This window comes from Erythrobacter sp. R86502, from assembly GCF_042466465.1.
Classification (GTDB): domain Bacteria; phylum Pseudomonadota; class Alphaproteobacteria; order Sphingomonadales; family Sphingomonadaceae; genus Erythrobacter.
In genome coordinates, this window is sequence record NZ_JAXHCJ010000001.1 from 233,758 (window position 1) to 256,908 (window position 23,151).

Annotated in this window: 15 protein-coding genes, 1 tRNA gene and 1 pseudogene; 11 read left to right on the forward strand and 6 right to left on the reverse strand. The window is 60.7% G+C overall.

Going from position 1 to position 23,151, the window contains the following annotated elements; translation table 11 throughout:
- Window positions 1-11: 11 nt before the first annotated feature.
- The 7 genes from SJY33_RS01095 (at window position 12) to SJY33_RS01125 (ending at window position 10,534) form a co-directional block, all read left to right on the forward strand.
- Entirely contained in the window at window positions 12-2,468 is a 2,457-nt protein-coding gene (locus SJY33_RS01095) for a VirB4 family type IV secretion/conjugal transfer ATPase (protein WP_379920658.1), read from the forward strand.
- Window positions 2,465-3,667 (forward strand): type IV secretion system protein, encoded by a 1,203-nt coding sequence (locus tag SJY33_RS01100; protein ID WP_379920660.1) that lies wholly within the window; start codon window positions 2,465-2,467, stop codon window positions 3,665-3,667. Before SJY33_RS01095 ends, SJY33_RS01100 begins: the two co-directional genes overlap by 4 nt.
- A complete protein-coding gene (locus SJY33_RS01105) occupies window positions 3,664-4,470 on the forward strand; it encodes a TrbG/VirB9 family P-type conjugative transfer protein (protein ID WP_379920662.1) in 807 nt (268 codons plus the stop codon). Before SJY33_RS01100 ends, SJY33_RS01105 begins: the two co-directional genes overlap by 4 nt.
- A 41-nt stretch (window positions 4,471-4,511) precedes the next feature.
- Window positions 4,512-5,648, forward strand: a complete 1,137-nt coding sequence (locus SJY33_RS01110; RefSeq protein WP_379920663.1) for a TrbI/VirB10 family protein — start codon at window positions 4,512-4,514, stop codon at window positions 5,646-5,648.
- Between the two features lie 4 nt (window positions 5,649-5,652).
- Window positions 5,653-6,666 (forward strand): P-type DNA transfer ATPase VirB11, encoded by a 1,014-nt coding sequence (gene virB11, locus SJY33_RS01115; RefSeq protein WP_379920664.1) that lies wholly within the window; start codon window positions 5,653-5,655, stop codon window positions 6,664-6,666.
- Between the two features lie 122 nt (window positions 6,667-6,788).
- A complete protein-coding gene (locus SJY33_RS01120) occupies window positions 6,789-8,990 on the forward strand; it encodes an RNA degradosome polyphosphate kinase (RefSeq protein WP_379920665.1) in 2,202 nt (733 codons plus the stop codon).
- Window positions 8,987-10,534 (forward strand): Ppx/GppA family phosphatase, encoded by a 1,548-nt coding sequence (locus tag SJY33_RS01125; protein ID WP_379920666.1) that lies wholly within the window; start codon window positions 8,987-8,989, stop codon window positions 10,532-10,534. The genes SJY33_RS01120 and SJY33_RS01125 overlap by 4 nt, the downstream gene beginning before the upstream one ends.
- On the opposite strand, the gene SJY33_RS01130 is transcribed toward SJY33_RS01125, so the two are convergent.
- The gene (locus SJY33_RS01130; RefSeq protein WP_379923493.1) at window positions 10,531-11,403 is read right to left on the reverse strand and encodes a queuosine precursor transporter; all 873 of its coding nucleotides are present in this window, start codon (window positions 11,401-11,403) and stop codon (window positions 10,531-10,533) included. The genes SJY33_RS01125 and SJY33_RS01130 overlap by 4 nt on opposite strands.
- 61 nt (window positions 11,404-11,464) lie before the next feature.
- On the opposite strand from SJY33_RS01130, the gene SJY33_RS01135 reads away from it, so the two are divergent.
- Window positions 11,465-11,541 (forward strand) — tRNA-Arg (locus tag SJY33_RS01135).
- 3 nt (window positions 11,542-11,544) lie between these two features.
- On the opposite strand, the gene SJY33_RS01140 is transcribed toward SJY33_RS01135, so the two are convergent.
- Together SJY33_RS01140 and SJY33_RS01145 are read right to left on the reverse strand one after the other, a co-directional pair.
- Window positions 11,545-12,726: a Gfo/Idh/MocA family protein gene (locus tag SJY33_RS01140; protein ID WP_379920667.1), complete on the reverse strand. Its 1,182-nt coding sequence runs from the start codon at window positions 12,724-12,726 to the stop codon at window positions 11,545-11,547.
- Between the two features lie 51 nt (window positions 12,727-12,777).
- Entirely contained in the window at window positions 12,778-14,337 is a 1,560-nt protein-coding gene (locus SJY33_RS01145; RefSeq protein WP_379920668.1) for an aldehyde dehydrogenase (NADP(+)), read from the reverse strand.
- Window positions 14,338-14,464: 127 nt separating this feature from the next.
- Between SJY33_RS01145 and SJY33_RS01150 the strand changes: the two genes are divergently transcribed.
- The 3 genes from SJY33_RS01150 to SJY33_RS01160 are packed head-to-tail and all read left to right on the forward strand — an operon-like array spanning window position 14,465 to window position 18,910.
- Entirely contained in the window at window positions 14,465-15,886 is a 1,422-nt protein-coding gene (locus SJY33_RS01150; RefSeq protein ID WP_379923494.1) for a sugar porter family MFS transporter, read from the forward strand.
- Between the two features lie 25 nt (window positions 15,887-15,911).
- A complete protein-coding gene (locus SJY33_RS01155; protein WP_379920669.1) occupies window positions 15,912-17,438 on the forward strand; it encodes a tryptophan halogenase family protein in 1,527 nt (508 codons plus the stop codon).
- Window positions 17,435-18,910 (forward strand): tryptophan 7-halogenase, encoded by a 1,476-nt coding sequence (locus SJY33_RS01160; RefSeq protein WP_379920670.1) that lies wholly within the window; start codon window positions 17,435-17,437, stop codon window positions 18,908-18,910. Before SJY33_RS01155 ends, SJY33_RS01160 begins: the two co-directional genes overlap by 4 nt.
- Here the strand turns inward: SJY33_RS01160 and SJY33_RS01165 are convergent.
- The 3 genes and pseudogenes from SJY33_RS01165 to SJY33_RS01175 all read right to left on the reverse strand — a co-directional run bounded on the left by SJY33_RS01165 (window position 18,888) and on the right by SJY33_RS01175 (window position 22,992).
- Complete coding sequence (locus SJY33_RS01165; protein WP_379920671.1) at window positions 18,888-19,898, reverse strand: cupin-like domain-containing protein; 1,011 nt, start codon at window positions 19,896-19,898, stop codon at window positions 18,888-18,890. The genes SJY33_RS01160 and SJY33_RS01165 overlap by 23 nt on opposite strands.
- Entirely contained in the window at window positions 19,895-21,433 is a 1,539-nt protein-coding gene (locus SJY33_RS01170; protein ID WP_379920672.1) for a tryptophan halogenase family protein, read from the reverse strand. The genes SJY33_RS01165 and SJY33_RS01170 overlap by 4 nt, the downstream gene beginning before the upstream one ends.
- Window positions 21,430-22,992 (reverse strand): annotated as a pseudogene (locus tag SJY33_RS01175) (tryptophan halogenase family protein). The gene SJY33_RS01170 and the pseudogene SJY33_RS01175 overlap by 4 nt, the downstream one beginning before the upstream one ends.
- Between the last annotated feature and the right edge of the window lie 159 nt (window positions 22,993-23,151).

Genomic DNA, 23,151 nt, shown 5'->3' on the forward strand with positions numbered 1-23,151 from the left:
GACGCCTCGTCATGGTAAAGTGGATCGGCGCCGCCGCATGGAGCGCCAAGGAAGCCCGCGTCGGCGACCGCCTGCCGTATGCGCGGCTGGTCGATGACAATACTGTGCTGCTGCGAGACGGCAGCGTGATGAGCACGATCCAGGTGCCAGGGCTTTTGTTCGAAACTGAGGATTCGGACGCGTTGAATGCCCATGCTGCCACACGCGAAGTGATGCTGCGCAGCACGCTCGATGCGCGTTTCGTGATGTATCACCATGTGATTCGCCGCCGGGTCGAAGTCGAGCTCGACGCCGAATTTCCCGATGCCTTGTCGCGCCACATCGATGCGCGTTGGAAACAGCGGTTGGCGGGCGGATCCTTGTTCATCAACGATCAGTTCGTCACGCTGATCCGCCGTCCTGCACGCGGCAAGACGGGACTGCCCGAACGCACAGCTAAATTCTTTTCGAAAAGTCGTCGTCAGGAAGAGCCTGAGGCCGATCCCAAAGATATCCGCAGTCTCAAGGCGGCCATAACGGGCCTTGTCGCCAGTTTGCAGAATTATGGCGCTGCGGTGCTTGGGGATTACCAATCGCCGGGTTCAGATCAGGGCGGCACCAATTCGGAAATGCTCGAACTGCTGTCGGCGCTGTTCAATGGTGAGATGCGTCCGGTGCGCCGCCCATCGCCCGAAACCGATATCGGTCACATGCTGCCTTACCGCCGCGCAAGCTTCGGTCTGGATGCAATGGAACTGCGCGGATCGGCTGCGCCAGACTTTGCCGCCATTCTCGGTTTGAAAGATTACCCCGAGGCAACATCGCCCGGACTGCTCGACAATCTGCTGCGCCTGCCGTTCGAGATGGTCGTCACAGAAAGCTACGCCCCCAACGAACGCACCACGGCCAAGGAACGCATCGATCTTGCGCTGCGCCGTTCACGTTCCGTGGACGAGGAAGCTGCGGCCGAACGCAACGAAATGCTCGCCGCGCGCGACGCGTTGGGCAATGGCGCGGTTGGCTTTGGCGATCACCATCTGACTGTTCTGGTGCGCGAGCGGACTTTGCCCGCATTGGATGACGCAATGGCGTCCTGTGCCGCCGCGCTGGCGGATACTGGTGCGATAGCTGTGCGCGAGGACACGAACCTTGAACCGGCATTCTGGGCGCAGTTCCCGGGGAACGAGGAATACATCGTGCGCCGTGCGCTCATATCCTCGGCCAATATGGCAGGTTTCGGGTCTTTCCACGGCTTTGCGCTGGGGCAGGCGGGCGGCAATCACTGGGGCGATGCGGTAACGCTGCTGGAAACCACCAGCGCCACGCCGTTCTTCTTCAACTTCCATCACGGCGACCTTGGCAATTTCTCGGTCATCGGGCCGTCGGGTTCGGGCAAGACCGTGGTGATGAACTTCCTTGCCGCGCAGGCGCAAAAGTTCAAACCGCGAACCATCCTGTTCGACAAGGATCGCGGCGCAGAGCTATTTATTCGCGGGATCGGCGGACGCTATAGCCGCATCGCCCCGGGCGATCCGACCGGGTTCAACCCGCTAAGCCTGCCCGATAGCCCCGCCAACCGCGCTTTCTTGCGGGAATGGCTGGCGGTTCTGCTGAAAGCCGAAGGGCCCGAAGAGTTTTCGATCATCAGCGCTGCGGTCGATGCGACCTACGCCAATGATCCTTCGCTCAGGCGGCTGCGCCACTTCAAGGAACTTCTGGCCGGGGCGCGCCGGCCGCAACCGGGCGATCTGGCCGACCGGCTCGCGGCGTGGATCGGTTCGCCATCGGGTGACGGCGGCGAGCATGCTTGGTTGTTTGACAATGACCGCGACCGGCTTGACCTGTCGGAGCGCGTGCTCGGCTTCGACATGACCGCGCTGCTAGAAAACCCGCGGCTGCGTACGCCGACGATGATGTATCTGTTCCACCGCATCGACGAGCGGCTGGACGGGCAGCCGACCATGATCCTGATCGATGAAGGCTGGAAGGCGCTGGATGACGAGGTCTTCGCCGCGCGCATCCGCGACTGGCTGAAGACGCTGCGTAAACGCAACGCACTTGTCGGGTTTGCCACGCAGTCGGCGCGCGATGCGCTCGACAGCCGTATTTCCACCGCGCTGGTCGAACAGACGGCGACGATGGTGTTCATGCCCAACAGCCGCGCCCGGCCGGAAGATTACTGCGATGGCTTCGGCCTGACAGATCATGAATTCGCATTGATCCGTTCACTCCCGGCGCACAGCCGGTGTTTCCTTGTCCGGCAGCCAGACGCCAGCGTCGTGGTGCGGCTTGACCTTTCGGGATCGCCTGAGGTTCTCACGATCCTGTCCGGCCGTGAAAGTGCGGTGCGGCGGCTTGATCTGCTGCGAGAAGCGGTGGGTGATTCGCCTTCGGCCTGGTTCCCTGCCTTGACCGGAAAGGCGTGGCCCGACACCGGGGTTGGCGGTGTCGCCGCCGACGACGAAGCGATGTGGCAGGCAGCAGAATGACAACCGCATGTGACATGGCGGCACAGGCGATGGGCACCGGGGTGGCTTCGGCGCTGACCGCCGTTGACTGCATAGCCAGCACCGTCAGCGAACAGGCATTCAATCGCCTATTTGGCGCCGACGGGCAGCTGGCTTTCGCGCTGACGTTGCTGCTGGGCCTGTATGTCGGATTCTTCGGCATTTCGCTGATGCTTGGCCGATCCAATCTTGGGGTCCGCGCCTTGTTGCCGCGGATGATGACGCTCGGCCTGATTCTCACGTTCGCGACCAGTTTTGTTGCGTTTTCAACGATATTCTACAACATATTCATCGGCGGCCCGGATCAGATTGCAGGCATATTGACCGGGACACAGGGCGAAAGCGCAACAGCGGTCTTCGCGCAGAAACTTGATGTCGTCTTTCTTGCGATCCAGAAAGCGAGCGGCGAAACGAAAGATATCAGCGCATTTTCGCCATCCGGTATGATGTGGATGGGCGCAATGTTGTTGCTGCTGGGCACTGTGGGCTTGCTGGTCACCGCACGCATCGCGCTGGCGCTGCTGTTGGCGGTGGGGCCGATCTTTGTGGTGCTGGCGCTGTTCGAAGGGACACGCGGTCTGTTCACGGGTTGGCTCAAGGGGTTGACAATGATGGCGCTCGCCCCGCTGTTTGCAGTGCTCGGCGGGTCGATCATGCTGGAAATGGCCGTCCCGGTACTCGCGGCGCTCGTAGCGGTGCCGGGTCAGATCGACCAACAGGCAGCGATGGCCTTTTTCGTGATCGGCGCAGTGCATATGGCGCTGATGTTGCTGTCGCTTAAGGTGGCGTCGAGCATGGTCGCCGGATGGCAGGTGTTTGGGCTGGTTCCTGACAAGGAACGCGATCAAAGATCCGATAGCCCGCGGACAGTGGCGGCCCCGCAGCCGCTCGGCATGGCGCCGCGAAACACCAATATCGCGCCCACAACCCCTGGCGCCGCAGCACACCGCGTGGATATCGCCACTTTGCAGCCGGCAATTGCTGCAAACGACACCGGACCGGCAAGCAGCGTCTCACGCGAAACCCGCGTCTATGCGACCGGCGGTAGCAGCGGACAGGCCGCTCCGCTTAATCCCGCCACGTCGCGTACCCGCGGCATCGGCAACCGTTTCCGCTCGGCCTCGTCGGCCAAGCCTGCGCGCCCTACCAAGGCGTCACCCCCTTCGGAGACCTATCAATGACCCGCGCCTTGCTTCTCGCAAGCCTCGCCCTGACGATTGCTGTGCCTGTCCAAGCGCAGGATTATCGCCTGCAAACGCTCGTCTACAACGAAAACGCTGTCGTTCGGATCGATGGCAAGGTGAAGGTTCAGACCACGATCAAGTTTGCGCCCGACGAGATGATCGAAAACGTCGCGATCGGCGATTCTGCGGCGTGGCAGGTGCAGCCAAACAAGGCGCAAACAATCCTTTTCATCAAACCACTGGAAGTGAACGCTCGCACCAACATGACGGTGGTCACCGACAAGCGGACCTACCTGTTCGATCTGGTGGCTAGCCCGCGCAATTCCGCGCTTTATGTGATGCAGTTCCGCTATCCCGAGCTGGAAAAAGCGGCAGAGGAAGCACGTCTGGCCGCACTTGCGGAGGCGGAGGCTCAGGCCGCACGCGCGCTAGCGGATCCGGTCGAGGTAGCGTCCGCTGCCGATCCTTATGCCGTATCCGATCCAGCCAGCATGAACTTTGCGTGGGAAAGTGCGGGCTCACGCGAATTGCTGCCGTCTCGCGCCTATGACAATGGTGAAGCTGTCTTTCTTACCTGGCCGCAAGGCGTGGCGATCCCGGCAATTCTCGTAACGAACATCAAGGGTGAAGAAGGCCCGGTCAATTACACCGTTCGCGGCGAAACGCTGATCCTTGATAGCGTGCCACCGCAAATCATTCTGCGTTCCGGGCGCAATACCGCCACGCTTACCAACACTGGGCCGATGACACCATCAGCCCGCAGCGCTGGCCTGTCTGCGCCGCGCAAGAAAGGGTCATAAGCCGTGCCGACCCCGTTTCACTTCGCCAAGGAGAGCATCTGATGCGTCTGGCCAATCGCGTGCCGCCGAAAATGGGCGAGGGCATCAGCGGCGATCCACGTGAGCAGGAAAGCGCCGAAATCATCGATCTTGCCAGCCGTGCGGCATTTCCTGCCGTTACCGACCGCAAGGCCAAGAGCGATGGATTGCAGCTTTTTGCTGGCGTTGCCTTTATCGGTCTGGTCGGCGCGCTGACATTCTGGGCAATGAGCACGCCCGGCACACCTGAACCGCAAGGCATCGGCAATCCCGCTGTTGCGCCGCCGCAGGCCGCTGCTCCCGGTACTGTGCAGCCGGTGATGGATCCTGCGGTGCAACCCGGCGCCGTGGCTGTGACACCGCAAGTCGATCCGGCACCCATGCCGGTCTTTGCCAACAGCCCGGCAGTCAGCCCGGGCGTGTCGGTCAACCCTTACGGTAGCCCGCAACTGGTGTTTGATGCCAGCCGTTCCGCCGCAGGTTCGCGCCTTGCAGAAGCTCCGCTTGGCACGCCTTCGGCCGATGCAGCTGGCGATGTTGCCGGAAGCGGCGGCGCGGCTGCTTTTGCCGGACGCATTGGCGGGGTTGGCGGCGGCCCGGCGCAGGCGCGGGCGATGACGAACCCTTCGACCACTGTCACCGAAGGCACCCTGATCCCCGCGATCCTCGAAACCGCGATCAACACCGATGTGCCGGGTTATGTCCGTGCAGTGGTAAGTCAGGATGTGCGCAGCTTTGATGGGAAACGCGTGCTTGTCCCACGCTCATCGCGGCTCATCGGCCAGTATCAGGCGGGTGTGGAGCAAGGCCAGCGCCGGGCCTATGTGGTCTGGACGCGGCTGATCCGTCCTGATGGCGTGTCGGTCAATCTGGCTTCGCCTGCGATCGGATTTGACGGGACCACCGGGCTTGAAGGACAGGTCAACAGCCACTTCTTCAAACGTTTCGGATCGGGTTTGCTTCTCTCCGTGGTCGGCGGGTTGGGTGCGCTGGCGACCGGCGGTGTCGGCGGCGTCATTGTTGCCGGCGGAGCCCAGGGCGCGGCCAATTCGGCAGTCCAATCGCAGGGACAGATTAGCCCCACGATCCGGGTCCGCGCTGGAGAGCCCATCCGGGTGTACACCGCACGCGATCTTGATTTCACCACCGTAGCCAGCTGAAGACATGAGCGCGGACATCCACCGACTTGCTGCAGGAGAGGCCGATAGCGCCGTGCCGCTTTCGTCGGAGCGCAGCGTCTATCTGGACGCCTATCTCGCCCCATTCCGCCGCTGGCTTGACCGTGACACAGTGACGGAAATCATGGTCAACGGTCCGGGCGAAGTGTGGATCGAAGATGCGGCCAGCCCGGGGATGCAGCGCATCGTCACGCCCGAGATTGACGATCGGCTGGTACAGCGTCTGGCCGAACAGGTCGCGCGGGTCAGCCATCAGGGTATCAACCGCGAACACCCGCTTCTGGGCGCGACGCTGCCCGATGGTGCGCGTGTGCAGTTCTGCGGCCCGCCCGCCGCCCGTCGCCACTGGGTCATGGCGATCCGTCGTCACCGCCGGCTTGATCTTCCGCTGGACGCTTACGACACCGGACCTTTGGCGGGCGAGATGCAATATGATCTGCCAGACCCGCAAAAGGAGCCCATTGCATTTTTGCGGGCCGCGATCCGTGCGCGCAAGACGATCCTTATTTCTGGCGGCACCAGCACGGGCAAGACCACGTTTCTGAACGCCATGCTGGGTGAAATCCCGCGCGGCGAACGCGTGGTGATGGTCGAAGACACGCCTGAACTGAAATTCCCCGGCGACAATGCAGTGGGGCTGGTCGCGGTCAAGGGTGAACTGGGCGAAGCCAAGGTCACAGCCAACGAACTGCTGCAGGCCGCGTTGCGTTTGCGTCCCGACCGCATCGTGCTGGGTGAATTGCGCGGTGCAGAAAGTGTCAGCTTCCTTCGCGCAATCAATACCGGGCACCCGGGCAGCTTTTCAACGATCCACGCGAACAGCTTGCGCGGTGCGCTAGAACAGCTTTCGCTCATGGTGATGCAGACCGGAATTGGGCTGACCCGCAGCGACACCATCGCCTATGCCGCATCGGTGATTGATGTCCTCGTGCAACTTGGCCGCGATGCGAATGGCAAGCGCGGCATCACGCAGATTGCCCAAAGCCGCGACTTGCTGTGAACGCCGGAGCCTGACATTGATGTGACAAGCGCATCATCCTGATTTACACCGCAGAGCCGAGCGAACACATGCGCTGGTCAAGCGCCGTGACCCCAAGCGGCGCAAGGCAGAACAGGATAGCGATGAGCACGTCACCGACAGGCAGCGCGGATCAAACCGCAGGCGCGGCCCACATGCAAATGGCCGAACTTGCTCATGACGAGTCCCCTTATTTCAACCGTGAATTGTCGTGGCTTCAATTCAATCAGCGCGTGCTGGCGGAAGCCTGCAACGATCAGTACCCCTTGCTGGAAAGGCTGAGATTCCTGTCAATTTCAGGCAGCAATCTCGATGAATTCATGATGATCCGCGTAGCCGGGTTGGTTGGGCAGGTGCAACGTGGCCTTGAAACCCCGTCGATCGACGGACGCAGCCCGATGCAGCAGTTGGCGGCGATCCGCGAAAAGCTGGTCGAACTCAGCGCCATCCAGCAGACGATCTGGCGTTCGGTGCAGGAAGGCCTGGCCCGGTCCGATATTCACATCGCGGATGAACAGCGTGTCAGCGCGGCGGCGCACAAGTGGCTGAAGACCTATTTCCTCAACGAAATCCTGCCGATCATTACGCCCCAGGCGCTTGATCCGGCACACCCGTTCCCCTTTGTCCAAAACGAAGGGATGGGCCTGCTGTTTACATTGACGCGTAACGCGGGCGGCGACCAGCTGATCGAAATGGTGCTGATCCCCAGCGCCCTGCCGCGTTTCGTGCGCGTGCCCGATGCGGTGTCGGGCAATGGCAGCGTCCTTTACATCTCGATTGCACGGCTGATCCAGCGTTACGCCGAGGCGCTGTTTCCCGGCTTCACCATTCAGGGTGACGGGTTGTTCCGGGTGCTGCGCGACAGCGATATCGAGATCGAGGAAGAGGCCGAAGATCTCGTCCGCACCTTCCGCAGCGCGATCCAGCGCCGCCGCCGGGGGCAAGTGATCCAGCTCGAAATCGAAGAGGATTTCGATCCCGCCGCCGAAGCTCTGTTGCTTGACCAGCTTGGGATCAATGAAGCGGCTCTGATCAAGACCGATGGCATGATCGGGATTGATGGCCTTGCTGAAATCGTCCGCGAAGACCGACCTGATCTGAAATTCGACGCCTATTCCCCGCGTTTTCCCGAGCGTATTCGCGAACATGACGGGGATGCTTTTTCCGCGATCCGTGAAAAGGACATCATTATCCACCACCCTTACGAAAGCTTCGAAGTGGTGGTGGATTTCATCCGTCAAGCCGCGGCAGATCCTGACGTGGTCGCGATTAAGCAGACGCTCTACCGTGCCGGATCGCAAAGCGCGGTGGTGGGGGCGCTGATCGAAGCCGCCGAAGCCGGCAAGTCCGTGACCGCCGTGGTCGAGCTGAAGGCCCGTTTCGATGAGGAACAGAACCTCAAATGGGCCAGCAAGCTGGAACGTGCGGGCGTGCAGGTGATTTATGGCTTCACCGACTGGAAAACGCACGCCAAGGTCGCAATGGTGGTGCGGCGCGAGGGGGACGGTTTCAAATCCTACTGCCACTTCGGCACTGGTAATTACCATCCGGTCACGGCCAAGATTTATACCGATCTCAGCTTCTTCACCGCCGATCCCAAGCTGGCGCGCGATGCGGCCAAGATGTTCAATTTCGTCACCGGATATGTCGAGCCGCACGCGCTGGAGCGCATCCACATCGCCCCAATCGATCTGCGGGAGGAAATCTACCGGCGCATCGATATTGAAATTGCCAATGCGCAAGCCGGCAAGCCGGCTGCGATCTGGTTCAAGTGCAACCAGCTGACCGATGAGGGCGTGATTGACCGGCTGTATGCCGCCAGCAATGCAGGTGTGCAGATCGAACTGGTCGTGCGCGGTATCTGTTCCCTTCGTCCCGGCATCATCGGGTATTCCGAGAATATCCGGGTCAAATCGATTATTGGCCGCTTTCTGGAACACAGCCGCATCTATGCCTTCGCCAACGGTCATGGCATGCCCAGCGCCCATACTGCGGTGTTCATTTCTTCGGCAGACATGATGAGCCGCAATCTTGATCGCCGGGTCGAATCCTTGATCCCGATCCTCAACCGAACCGTGCACGATCAGGTGCTCCAGCAGGTGCTGCTCGCCAACATGCTCGATACCGAACAAAGCTGGTGGTTGCACCCTGACGGAAGCTATTCCCGCATCACAGCGCAGGACGGGGCCAAATCATTCAACTGTCACCGCTATTTCATGACGAACCCTTCCTTGTCCGGGCGCGGCGGAGCATTGGAGGCCGGGGCGGTGCCCAAACTTAGTCTGCGACGGGGAGCAGTACGATGATCCGGGGACGGAGGCGGGAAACCGGCGACAGCGCATGGACCAGTAGCTCGGCCGAGCGTGCGATCATTGACATCGGTTCGAACACCGTGCGGCTCGTGGTCTATGGCGGCTCAACGCGCGCGCCTATCGTGCTGCTGAACGAAAAGGTGACGGCGAAACTAGGACGGGAGATCGCTTCGACGGGGAGGCTTGCGGACGAAGCGATGGCGCTCGCAATGCGCGGGCTCAAACGTTTCGCGCTGCTTCTTGGTGACTTGGGCATAAAGGATGTCGAAACCGTGGCGACCGCCGCGGTGCGCGATGCTGCCAATGGCCCCGAATTCGTTGAAGCCCTGCGCGCAGCCGGGCTCGAACCGCGGGTCATTTCGGGCGAGGAAGAAGCCTTGCTGAGCGCGCATGGTGTGATCGGCGCCTTTCCGGACGCGCGCGGCATGGTCGCGGATCTTGGCGGCGGAAGTCTGGAACTGGTGCGGGTGTGGGACGGCCAGACCAGCAGCGCTACCACGCTTCCCCTTGGCACCTTGCGCCTGGCCGATCATCGGCCCCCAGGCAGAAGATCCGAAGCGAACCGTGCAGAAATGCGGAAAAATCTCGACAAGGTAATCCGAAAAGGAGGGTGGGATCTGACCGCTACGCCAGCCTCGGATCATGGCACATTGTATTTGGTTGGGGGTACGTGGCGCGCGATGGCGGTGCTTGCCATGGAAGTATGCGACTATCCCCTCAGCGATCCGCATGGCTTTGCAATTGAGGCTGGCGCAGCCATGGAACTCGCCGGGCAAGTGGCAGCAAGCGAAAGCGACGCGCTGAAGGGCCGCGATCGGATTTCATCGATGCGAGCGGAAAAACTTCCTGATGCAGCAGTGCTGCTTCAGTCATTGCTGACACAAGTCGCCCCGCAACGTGTTGTGTTTTCATCCTGGGGCCTGCGCGAAGGTTTGCTGTATGATCGCTTGCCCGCGCATTCTAAGGCGCAAGACCCGCTACTGGCAGGCGTAGGGGTGTTTGCCAATCAACGCGGATCGTCGCTCACGCTGGCAACGCGCATGGCCGCCTGGACGCTTGATGCGGCGCCTGCGCGTGAACATGGAAGTGAACGGTTGCGGCTGGCTGCGACCATGCTCGCGTTGGCGGCCATGCAGATTGAGCCGAACATTCGTCTGCCCCAAGCGATCAATTGGGCACTGCACAAACGTTGGGTGGGGATCGATGGAAAAGGGCGCGCCATGCTGGCGGCTGCAATCGCTGCCAATGGCAATCAATTGAGCCACCCCTCTGAACTGCGTGCGCTGGCAGAGGATGCGGCGCTTGAGGAAGCAGTACGATGGGGGCTCGCGCTTCGGCTTGCACGGCGGCTGGGCGGACAATCGGCCCGTTCGCTGGAATCGAGCCGATTGGTGGTCGACGATGGGACACTGGTGCTGCGCCTGGCGGAAAGCCACGCGGACCTGTTTGGCCTGCCGACGGAAAAGGATATGAAGCTGCTCGCTGGCAGGCTGGGGATGGGGTGGCGCGTCGATGTTGTGGCGGAAAGCGCGCTTTAGCCGTTCTCGGCCTGACGAGACTTTGTAAAAGGTGAAAAGTCGGTGTCGATATCGTAAAGATCGACACCCTCGGCCGCCTTCAGCTTGCGTACTACCACATAGGTCACAGGGGTCAGCACCGCTTCCCATACGACCTTCAACGCCCAATTGGTCACCATCACGGTAAGCACTGCCTCGGTTGTCCAGATCCCGTAAAAGGCTACGGGATAGAAGATCAGGCTGTCCACCCCTTGCCCTACAAACGTTGATCCGATCGTGCGCGTCCATAAGGCACGGCCTTTCGTCCAGACCTTCATCTTGGCCATGACAAAGGAATTGACGAACTCACCCGCCCAGAACGCAGTGATCGATGCGACCACGATGCGCCATGTGCTGCCAAACACGCTTTCATAGGTCTGCTGGCAGATGTTTCCCGGTGCCGTTGACGTGGCGTCCCGCATTGTCAGCGTGCCCGATCCGGCACATTCCCAACCGGCAAACGGGGGAAGGGCGGTCACGACGAAGGACATGAACGCCAGAAACAGCATGGCGGCCGTGCCAACCCAGATGACTCGCCGCGCTTTGGCAAAGCCGTATATTTCGGTCAGGACATCGCCGATCACATATCCCAGCGGGAAAAACAGGATGCCCGCGCCGTAAATAAAGGTGCCATCCGCCGCGGGCCACCAGCCTTCAGGCCAGAACGGCACAGCAACAAAGGTCAGCTTGGCCGCCCCGATGATGTTTGACAGCAACAAGATCGCGACGAACGCAGCCATTACCAGATCGTAGTGACGAAATGTCACAGGCGCACGGCTGGTGGCGACAATTCGGTCGTCACGTTTGCGATCAAACGCAGACGCCGGATCGTCGTGAGCAGAGTTTTCCATCATAAGCCGAATTAGCGTGATTTGCCTACGCGGCAAAGCGCGCTATTGGGCTTGCGGCTGCGCGCCCGTAGCTCATCTGGATAGAGCGCGAGACTTCTAATCTTGAGGCAGCAGGTTCGAGTCCTGCCGGGCGCGCCATTTTTACCCTGCTATCGTACCATTCGGGTTCAACCCAATAGCGTGACCGCTTGCCGCTGAGGCGTAGATCGCTTCTATAAGGCGCAAGTCACGCAATCCCATTTCACCTGGCGTCAGTATGGGCGTGTTATCGCGGATCGCCCCGGCCAAATGATCGAGTTGACGAGCGAACTGCACTGTTGGATCACCCGGGTCGTAGGCTTTTTCATCTTGGCCTTTGTTCACTGTCAGAGTCAGGCCGTCATAATTTGTTGCCGGGCGCATCAGTAGCGAACCCGTGGTTCCTCGTGTCTCAACCATATTTAGTCCGGCGGAATCGTACGAAGTAACGATTTGCGCGCTTGCGCCGGAAGGAAAGTGCAACTGCGCCGCCACGTGTGCATAAATTTCAGTAAATCGTGGATCATCGACCGGTCTGAAAGTCGAAGCGCTGATCCGATCCGGCATCTCGCCCGATAGGTAAAGGGCGGCCTGAAGCCCATAGATCCCGTAATCTTCCAGCGGCCCGCCACCCGCCAGCGCCCGATTAACGCGCCAGTTATCGGATGGCGATGTCGGTCCCATACGATAGGAATGTTCGGTGCGGATCAGCCGGAGATCGCCAACGGCACTCTGCGACATCAACTCCATAGCCTTGCGGTTATAGGGTTCAAAATGGCAGCGATACGCGATCATCAGCTTACGATTGGCGCGGCGGCCGGCAGCGATCATGCGATCACATTCAGCGCTCGAAAGCGCCATGGGCTTTTCGCTCATGACATGCTTGCCAGCGGCAAAGGCCCGTTCTGCCCATTCGGCGTGCAGTCCAGTTGGAAGTACGATGTACACCGCTTCCACCGCGCGGTTGCCAGCAATCTCGGCAAACCGGTCGTAGGAGTAGCGAGATTCAGGGGGAACTCCGTATGCCTCGCCAACTTGCCGCAGTTTTTCAGGATTGCCGGATACCAGTGCTGAGATATGCGCTCGCTTGGCTTGCTCGACGCGCGGCATGATCTGCTTGAGCGCATAATCGCCGAGACCGATGATGGCGAAGCCAACGCTGTCAGGCCTGCCAGGAGCTGGAGGGGACGCAGGAAGTTCGGTGCCATTCGGCATAGGTTGACCGATCGCCACCGGGCTGCGCTGCTGGCCCAGCGCTACGGAGCCCGAAACCATCACGCTTGCCACTGCCGCAGTGCTACCCATTTCGATCAGCCTCCGCCGGGTTAGCCCATTTCCTATCGTCATCTCTGCCTCCTAGACTTGGAATTTACCATCAATTCGGCGAAGCACTGCGCTTTGCCCATCGAGCAAAGCTTTCGGCAGCAACGCGGCAGGAATATCTTGATAGCTGACTGGCCGCAAAAAGCGACCGATTGCCAGAGTGCCTACCGATGTGCTGCGGCCGTCTGAAGTGGCGGGGAATGGTCCCCCGTGAACCATTGCGTGAGTTACCTCCACACCTGTCGGCCAAGCATTTGCGATAATTCGCCCAGCCCGGGTTTCCAGAATCGGAAGCAGTTCGCGCGCACCAGCATGGTCTGCGGCGGCCATGTGAACCGTCGCGGTCAACTGGCCCTCCATGCGTTCGAGGATCGCGGCAACCTCGGAAAGATCGGAACAGGTGACGATGATCGAACTCGGTCCGAAGACCTCTTCGCCCAGCATTGGGGTAACGCGGAAGTCGGCGCCGCTGACGGTGAAGACATGCGCCTGTCCGCAGGCGCCTGCACCTTGCGCGCCGGTGCCCACCAGCGTGGCGCCATGCGCGGCGATGGCTTCGATGCCCTTGGCATAGGCGCTCTGGATGCCGGCCGTCAGCATCGTCTGCGCTGGGATCGCGGCGAGCGCTTCACCGACTGCAGCGATGAAGCGCGTTGTCGCTTCGCCTTCCACTGCCAGGATTATTCCGGGATTGGTGCAGAACTGCCCTGCGCCCAGCGAAAGCGATCCGGCATAGGCGGCAGCGAGCGCTTCGGCGGCTTCCGCCATCCGGTGCGGCATCAGCACGACCGGATTGACGCTGCTCATCTCGGCATAGACCGGGATCGGGACAGGGCGCGCTGCGGCGTGGCCGACCAGCGCAAGCCCCCCGGCGCGCGAGCCGGTGAAGCCGACGGCGGTGATCCGCGGGTCCTTCACCAGCGCTTCGCCCAGCTCGTATCCGGTGCCGTTAAGCTGCGAGAACACACCGTCGGGAACACCCGCCTCGCGGATCGCCGCGAGGATCGCGCCGGCCACTAGTTCCGACGTGCCGGGATGGGCGGGGTGGCCTTTGACCACGACGCAGCAACCGGCCGCCAGCGCCGAGGCCGTGTCCCCGCCCGCGACCGAGAAGGCGAGCGGAAAGTTGCTCGCGCCGAACACTGCGACAGGGCCAAGCGGCACCATGCGCATCCTGAGGTCGGGCTTGGGCGGGGTGCGGTCGGGCATGGCATGATCGATGCGCAGCCCCTGCCAGCCGCCGTTCTCGATCTCGTCGGCAAACAGGCGCAGCTGACCCACGGTGCGGCCGCGCTCACCGTTCAGGCGGGCTTCGGGCAGGCCGCTTTCAGCCATGGCGCGCTGCGTGAGGGTATCGCCAAGCGCGTCGATCTTGTCCGCCATCAGCCGCAAGAAGGCGGCGCGTTCCGACAGCGGAAGACTGGCGAAGGTCGGCTGTGCCGCAGCCGCTGCGGCGCAGGCATCGGCAATGTCTGCCGCGCTTGCTTCAGCAAAGGGCGGGGTGAGCGATTCGCCGCCCGCCGCCGTCACTGCGGTAAAGGTCGTCGCCCCGCCGCGCCATTCGCCCGCGATCAGATTGTTGCCCGTCAACATGCCTATTCCTCTCAAAAGCCCGAAACCGAATTGTGAATAAAACGCGACTTGCCATCGCCTGCATTACGTGAAAGGTAGCGCTACCATAAACGACATGGGTTGCAACACGCAAACCCGGGGGAGAGGGATCTTGGAGATACAGCGCGAAGGCGCCAACATGGTGCTGATATCGGCAATCGTGGCGGTGGCGACCATCGGAGGCTTGCTGTTCGGGTACGACAGCGGCGCGGTCAACGGCACGCAGCCGGGGCTGAAACTGGCATTCGGATTGAGCGAAGGGGGGCTGGGCTTTACGGTCGGCTCGCTGCTCATCGGTTGTTTCATCGGCGCATTCTTTGCCGGCACGCTGGCAGACCAGATGGGCCGCCGCAATGTGATGCGGATCGCCGCAGTGCTGTTCCTGATCGGTGCGCTCATTCAGGGTATTACTCCCGATCACACGTTCTTCGTGATGGCGCGAATCGCTGGCGGCATGGCGGTGGGGGCGGCAAGCGTGTTGTCGCCCGCCTACATCGCCGAAGTCGCGCCTGCGAATATTCGCGGTCGGATGACCACGGTGCAGCAGATCATGATCATCACCGGCCTGACGCTGGCGTTCCTGGTGAACTACGCACTCGCGGCTGCTGCGGGGGATTCAACCGGCGCGTTCTGGGGAGGTATCCAGGCATGGCGCTGGATGTATCTGATGCAGGCCGTGCCTGCGGCGATCTTCCTTGCCGCATTGTTCTTCATCCCTGAGAGCCCGCGCTACCTGATCGGCAAGGGCCGCCATGACGAAGCACTGACGGTCCTTCAACGCCTGTTTGGCCCGACCGAAGCGACCGCCAAGCTAGCCGAAATTCGCGCCAGTTTCTCGGAAGATCACAAGCCCCGGCTTGCCGACGTGCTGGCGCCGGCCGGCACCAAGAGCTTTCTGGGGATGCGGCCGATCGTCTGGGTTGGGATCATGCTGGCAGTGTTCCAGCAGCTCGTCGGGATCAACGTAATCTTCTATTACGGCGCGACGCTGTGGCAGCTGGCAGGCTTTACCGAAAGCGATTCGCTCCTGATCAACATCGTATCGGGCGCAGTGTCGATTGCGGCCTGTTTCGTCACCATCGCAGTGATCGACAAGGTGGGCCGCAAGCCGCTGCTGCTGATCGGTTCGGCGGGGATGGCGGTAAGCCTGTTCGTGATGGTGTTCGTGTTCAATCAGGGCGGGCTCGATGCTGCCGGCAACCTCGTGCTGTCCGCCAGCCTCGGGACGGTCGCAGTGGTTGCAGCGAACCTCTATGTCATCTTCTTCAACGTCAGTTGGGGGCCGGTGATGTGGGTGATGCTGGCCGAGATGTTCCCCAACCAGATCCGCGGGTCGGCGCTGGCGGTGGCGGGCTTCTTCCAGTGGTTTGCCAACTATCTGATTGCTCAATCCTTCCCCCTGATGGCAGCCGGGATCGGTCTTGCCGCAAGCTACAGCTTCTATGCCGTGTGCGCGGTCATCAGCTTCTTTCTCGTCCAGCGGTTCATCGTCGAGACCAAGGGCAAGGAACTCGAGGAGATGGTCGGCTGATCCGCGCCATGATAGCGAGGAAGCCATGAGCGAGAATGCACCCGAGCCCGTCCGTGTCGTCGTCCTTGGCGGCGGCACGGCCGGCTGGATGACCGCGGCGGGGATCGCCAAACTGCTCCCCGGCCTTGCCAGCGTGCAACTGGTCGAAAGCGAGGAGATCGGCATCGTCGGTGTCGGCGAGGCGACGTTGCCGCATATTCGCGGCTTTGTCGAAAAGCTCGGGATCGACGAGGCGGCGTTCATGAAGGCCACTCATGCGACCTTCAAGCTGGGGATCGATTTCCGCGATTTTGGGCGGATCGGTGAAAGCTACATCCACCCTTTCGGATCGTTCGGTGAGGAGGTCGGCGGCGTCGGGTTCCACCACTATTGGCTGGAGCTGGCACGGCACGGCAAGGCCCGCGATCTGGGCGATTATTCGCTGGCGGTGACAGCGGCCAAGGCCAATCGCTTCCGCCCGCCATCGCAGGACGACAGTCTGGGCTCAACCTATGGCTATGCCTACCAGTTCGATGCGACGCTGTTCGGCCCCTTCATGCGCGAATTCGGCCTCGGCATCGGGATCACACGGCACGAAGGCCGGGTCGTCACGGTGGAACGCGACGGGGAGAGCGGCGATGTCATCGCGCTGATCCTCGCAGACGGGCGGCGGATCGAAGGCGATCTGTTCATCGATTGCTCGGGCTTCCGTTCGATCCTGCTGGGGCAGGAACTGGGCGTGCCTTGGGAGGACTGGACCCACTGGCTCCCGTGCGACCGCGCCGCGGCGATGCCCTGCACGCACGCGACAGACGACCTGCGTCCTTATACCACCGCCACCGCCATGCCCGCCGGGTGGCGCTGGCAGATCCCGCTCCAGCACCGGATGGGCAACGGCTACGTCTTTTCCAGCGCGCACATCTCGGAAGAACAGGCCTGCGATGCGATCCGCGCAAGCGCCGAAGGCACGCCGCTGGCCGATCCGCGCATTCTCAAGTTCCGGCCCGGTCGGCGCTCGCAATCGTGGAGCCACAATGTCATCGGTGTCGGGCTGGCGAGCGGATTTCTGGAGCCGCTCGAATCCACGTCGATCTATCTTGCACAGATGGCGATCACCTATCTGATCGAGCTGTTCCCGACAGACGGCGCACGGGTCGACCCGCGGGACCGGGCGGAATTCAATCGTCTGGTCGACATGGAATACGACCGGGTCAGGGACTTCCTGATCCTGCATTACAACGCCACCACGCGCGACGATTCCGAATTCTGGAATCATGTGCGCACAATGCAGGTGCCCGATAGCCTGGCTGACAAGTTGGAGCTGTGGCGCAAGGCCGCGCGGATCGAGAAATACTCGGACGGCCTGTTTTACGATGCCAGTTGGATCGCGGTTTATGTCGGGCAGGGGATGCTGCCTGAAGTCCACGATCCGCGTACCGCCTTGATTGCCCCAGAAGCGCTCGCCCGCGCCACTGAGCGGTTGCGGATGGCAATTACCGGCGAAGTCGCAACCATGCCTGGCCACCGCGACTATCTGTTGCGCGAGGCTGCCCGGCTCGCAGAGCCAGCATGAGCCAGCCACGCGAACCGCTGCGCCGGGTCGTTGTGGTGGGCGGCGGGCCGATTGGGGTGCTCGCTGCCATCGCCGTCCGCCGCGCTCTGCCGGGGTGCGAGGTCGTGGTGGTTGGCACTCCTGCGAGCCCCGCGGCATTTGCCGATACATCGCCAACATCCATGCCTTTCACCAACAAACTGCACGACCGCTTGGGCATTGAAGAAGCAGATATCGTCACCAAAGCGGGCGGGTCCTACCGCCTTGTCACGCGTTACGCTGGATGGGGCGCGGCGGGGCAGTCAGGCGTAATGCCATATGGCGACGTATTGGATCCCGTACTAAAGACCGCCTTCGCTCGCGATTGGAGACAGCAGCACCCGCCGGGCGACAAGCCGTCCGCGCATACAAGCGTCGCTCAGGTGCTGGCGGACGCTGGCCGATTTGTCCCGCCGCCATCAGGCATGCAGACGCCGCTTGCGTCTGTCGACTATGCGTTGCGCTGGCACACTTCTGCCTATCGTGCATTGCTAATCGAACACGCCAGCGCCCTAGGTATTACCTATGTGCAAGGTAGCTTTGATCGAATCGAGCCGGGGGATGGTGATACCATCGCGGCTGTTGGTCTTGTAGGCCAAGGTATCATCGCCGCGGACCTGTTCATCGATTGCAGTGGACCGCAAGCCACATTGCTCGCCGCACATCCCGACTTCGCTTTTGTGGATTGGTCCGCTGACCTCCCGACGCGCCATATATATCTGGCCCAACCATCAGCGCCCGTCATTTCGCTGGAAGACCGCGTTACACTGACAGCGACTGGGTGGATTACGGAAATTGCGGGGCGCGACGGTCTTCACATGTCCATCGGATCATGCGTCCAACTGGCACAGGGCGAGGCGGACATGCTGCTGCGCACGCCGGTGGCTGGAAAAATTGCCCTGACACCTGGGCGTGCGGTGACCCCCTGGGTGGGCAACATCATTGCGCTGGGTGACGCTGCCGCACGCTTTGAGCCACTGGGCCCCTTGCATATCGACCTTGCGCATCGTCAATTGGCGCTGCTGTTGGAAATGCTGCCGGGCCGTAACATCTCGCCCCTGGAACGCGCTGAATACAACCGTCGTTCCGGCTTGATGATGGACGGTGTAAAAGAAGTGGTCGCTTTGCATTTCGCATCGGCCGAAGCGCAACGTGTGTTCGGATCACGGGTGCTTCCGCAGCGGGTGGACTCGGTTATCGATCAATTTGTGCGCCGCGGCCGGATACCGTTCCGCGAAGAGATGCCATTGTTGGGACAGGAGCAATTTGCGTTGCTGGTGTCACTTGGATGGAACCCGGGCCTGCCACCTGCCGCCCGCATCCCAGACATCACCGCGGAAACACGCGCACGCGCTGAATTTGCATCGGCAGCACACGCTGCGCTATCCTATGCTCCACCGTACGGGGAATGGCTCGCTCGAGCGGTGAATGCTAGCCGAGCGCCTGCCGGATAACGCCCCGCATTCGGGCGAAACGTTCTGGCGAAGCAGGCCCTAGAATCCCCTTGGCGTGTTCCGGCAAGTGGGAAGCGGGATCGCCAGAAAAGATGTAGTAGTCCAAAATACCGCGCCATACCCGTCGCTGATCTTCGGGTAGGTGCCGGAATGCGAGTAGCGCTGAAAGCAGCCCATCGTAAGGGCTTCCGATTCCGTCGGGTTGCCCAGGTGTCCACCAATAATTGACCAAAATACTTATCGGATCGAGCGACTCGACCCCGTGCCACCAGCCATAAGGAATATAGATAGCGTCTCCTGGTTCCAATGTCGCAAATTCAGCATGCTTGGCGGCTTCTGCAAATCGGGGATAGCGGTTGAGATCGGGCGCCATCGGATCGACCATGCTGACCGGGATGCCCGCCGGGGTCAGCTCGAACGGGCCGGGATAGAGGCCAGTGATCTGCTCGGGCGGGTACAGCGTGAACCGCCGTCGCCCAGCAACGCAACAGGCGACGTTTTCCTTGGCATCGTAGTGCACGCCGACGCGAATGCGGTTACCGATCCAGATGCGCGGGGCCACTTCGGGCAACAGCGACAGCCGGTTATCACGCGCAAAGTAAGGCAGAAGGCTGACAATATCCTCTGACTGCACCGCCATAGCAGGAGGATCTGCCATGGCCGCCGCGCTGAGCAAATCATCAAGGAAGGTGTCCAACCTTCCACTGCCGCGAACAAAATTCAAACGGGTCAAATCGGGGGTGTAGAAGAACCGCCCATTTTCACTCGGCGCAGCGGCAATTGCGCCGACCGGTCGGGCAGCTGATTCGCGATTAAGGTAGGCTGCAATTTCTGCATCACCGGCATTAGCGGCGACGACAGAAGGCCAGTCAGCGACCTGTTTGCGGAGTACCACGGGCCGAACGGCAGCACGCAGCGCTGAAAATTCTTCGAGATCGATGGGCCCTGAAATCTCAGCCATCGGTGCAGGGGGCGGGACTAAGGTCATGCCGTTAGGTATTCTTCGACAGCAATTGCGCCGCCAATGGACCGCAGAAAGTCAGTTTGTCTCGGCAACTGCGTAACGGCTTGCGCGATCACGCCGCGAATATGCTCCAGCCGCTTGCGGGTTTCCGCCTCATCCAGCATCCGCGCCGCCGGGTGATACGACTGGGGTTTGACACCTTGATTCAGCATCACCGACAACCAGCTATCTTCGGTAAACAGTTCATTGTTCTCGCGGATGATCCGCCCTGACGAACCGAACAATTCAAGCTTTTCAGCCAGGCCATCGGGTGGCGGAAGGTTGCGACAATAGCGCCAGAATTCCGAATCATCTCTCTCGCTGGCGCGGTAGTGCAAAATCAGGAAGTCACGGATATCCCGGTATTCGCGCAAGGTTTCGTGGTTGAACCGGTCGCGCTCCACCGCACTAAATCCACTGTCGGGAAACAGCGCCAGCAATCGCGCAATGCCGGACTGTACCATGTGGATTGAAGTGGATTCCAGCGGTTCCAGAAAGCCTGCTGCCAAACCCAATGCGACCACATTGCGATCCCAAATCCGTACCCGATGCCCTGCCTTGAAAGCGATCTGATTGGGATCAGCTAAAGGCTTACCATCCAGGTTTGCCAGCAGCAGATCTGTGGCAGCGGTGCGATCAATATGGGACGACGAGAAGACGTGTCCATTGCCAATCCGGTGCTGAAGCGGAATGCGCCATTGCCATCCGGCGATACGCGCTGTGGAACGGGTGAGCGGTTCCATACGCCCGCCCAGCGTGCATGGGACAGCAACCGCAGAATCGCATGGCAGCCATTTGCTCCAGTCCGTAAACGGTACCTGCAGTGTCTGACCCAGCAACAAAGATCGGAAGCCCGAACAATCGATAAATAACTCGCCTTCGACGTCGCGCCCGTCTTCCAGGGTTACGCCGGTTACAAACCCGTTTTCGCCGTTTTGATTTACGGTGGTAATCCGCCCTTCGACCCGCGCGGCGCCTGCAGACTCGGCATAGCGCCGCAGGAACTGGGAATAACGCCCAGCGTCAAACTGAAAGGCATACGACAGCTTGGATAACGGCGATTTGGGATTGTCGGGACGGGGCCATGCAAATCGTCCCGCTTTCCCGGCCATTGCAGCAATCGAATATTCATCGATTTTGGAAGTGTCACCCAATTGTTGCCCGCGAAGCCAGAAATGCTGGAATTCAATCCCAAACATATCGATGCCAAAGCTACCGAACGGATGCACGTAGGCATGCCCGGGCCGTAACCAATCGACGAATTCGATACCCAGTTTGTATGTCGCCCGAGTTTCCCGCATGAAGTCAGCCTCTTCAAGGCCAAGCAGACGGTTAAATCCAATTATTTGCGGTATCGTCGCTTCGCCTACGCCGACTGTGCCGATCGCGTCGCTCTCAATCAGCGTGACAGACATACCGGGAAGGGCACCCAGCACTCTCATCAGTGCTGCAGCAGTCATCCATCCGGCGGTACCACCACCGACAATCACTATCTTGGTGACAGGTGGAGGCGAATTCATGATGCCGCCGCCTGCACTGCGGATATTTCGTGCCAACTGCCTGATCGCCTCAGAAAATCATCATGCGTGGGGAGCTTGCTGGCCACATCAGCGTAGGTGTTTCGCATTTGCGCCATGGCGGACGCAACCCGGGTTTCGTCGAGCGTATCAGCGATGGGATCGTGTGCCTGAGGCCAGATATTTTGTCCCAGCATCACCGCGACCCAGCTCGGAGCAGCAAACAATTCGGCATTTTCGCGGAACACCCGACCGCGATATGCCCAGAGTGCCATCTTACGCGAAAGGCTGTCAGGGATCGTCATATTTTAAATATAACGCCAAAATTCTGAATCATCGCGCTGTGTGGCCTTGTAATGAAGAATGACGAAATCGCGAACATCCTCAAAAAGATCGCGCATTCCACGATTGTATTCATCGCGTTCAATCGATCTGATCGGCAGGTCGGGAAACAATGCAAAAAGCCGTGCAATTCCATTCTGGATCAGGTGAATCGACGTCGATTCAAGCGGTTCGATAAAGCCAGATGATAGCCCGATGGCGACGACATTGTGGTTCCATGCCTTGCGCCGCATCCCCGTTTGGAACCGTAACCCACGCGGTTCAGCAAAGGGGGCGGTTTCAAGATGAGCAAGCAGAATCTCGCCGGCTTTATCATCGGCCATGAAAGCACTGGAATAGACGTGGCCGTTGCCTGTGCGGTGCTGCAACGGAATGCGCCATTGCCATCCAGCACTGTGAGCAGTGGCCCGGGTGAAAGGATCAGGCGGACCGGGGCTACGACTCGGCACGGCCAGCGCGCGGTCCATCGGTAGCCAATGGCTCCAGTCCTCATACCCCGTGTCGAGCGATTCTTCGATCAAAAGCCCGCGAAAGCCGGAGCAATCGATGAAAAGATCGCCTGAAATTACCGTACCGTTGTCTAGTATCACACTGTCGACATCGCCGGTTTGCGCGTTGCGATTTACGCGTGTAATTTGGCCTTCGATCCGGCGCACGCCTTGCCGTTCAGCCATGCGGCGCAGATATGCGGCATACAGCCCGGCATCGAAATGGTAAGCATATCCAAGTTCTTTAACGACTGATTGGGCGGCAGATGCAGGGCGGGCAAACCGCCCGAGCCCTGCGGCTGCTGCGCTCATCGAATACTCGTTGATGGTCCCAGCGCCTGCACCGGAACGAGCATATTCGCGCAGCCACAATTGGTGGAAGGGAATTCCGTGAAGATCCTGACCGTAGGTTCCAAATGGATGGAAATACCGGTCACCCCGACGCCCCCAGTTCACGAATTCGATGCCCAGCTTGTAAGTTCCGCGTGTTTCACGCAGAAAGTCAGCTTCCGGAATGTCGAGCATGGCGTTGAAGCTACGAATGGCCGGGATCGTCGCTTCCCCAACGCCGACGGTGCCGATGGCGTCGGATTCGATCAGGGTGATCGTACGGCGGCCATCGTCAAAGAAGCGTGACAGCGCAGCCGCAGCCATCCAGCCAGCGGTGCCACCTCCGACAATCACGACCTGTGCGAGGCGATCCGCGTTACCGATACCATTTCTCCCGGCCATCCTGCCCCCGTCTTATCTTCCGCATGGGATGTTGGCAAATTGCCACAGTATCCGTGCAAAAACGCGAAGACCTATTGTAAAGCGTTTCAGCCCTCGATAAGCCATCATCCCACAAGAGAGCAAGCTATCTAACAATAAATGATAGCGCTAACATGGGGA